The sequence below is a fragment of the Stenotrophomonas sp. SrG genome (assembly GCF_050031795.1).
Lineage (GTDB): Bacteria > Pseudomonadota > Gammaproteobacteria > Xanthomonadales > Xanthomonadaceae > Stenotrophomonas > Stenotrophomonas rhizophila_A.
This window is the reverse complement of record NZ_JBNBBE010001448.1, coordinates 1-234: the sequence shown is the minus strand read 5'-3', so window position 1 is coordinate 234 and position 234 is coordinate 1. Positions and strand designations below refer to the sequence as shown.

Sequence of the window (234 nt, the reverse complement as noted above, 5' to 3'; positions counted from 1 at the left end):
TTCCTGCTCACCCATGCCCACCCCGACCACCTGTGCGGCCTGCTCGATGCGCAGGACCAGGTCGCGTATCCCAATGACACGGTGTGGCTGTCCGACGCCGATGCTGCGTATTGGCTGGATCCGGCCAGCGAGGCCAGCGCGCCGCTGGGCGTGCGTTTTGCCTTCGCGTTGGCCCGCATGGCCGTGGCGCCCTACGTGGCCAGCGGCAAGCTGCACCGCTTCCGTCCCGGGCAG

Annotated in this window: 1 pseudogene; it reads left to right on the top strand. The window is 69.7% G+C overall.

Annotation, left to right across the window (positions count from 1 at the left end):
- Positions 1–234 (top strand): annotated as a pseudogene (locus ACQG3P_RS24200) (MBL fold metallo-hydrolase); the annotation flags it as partial.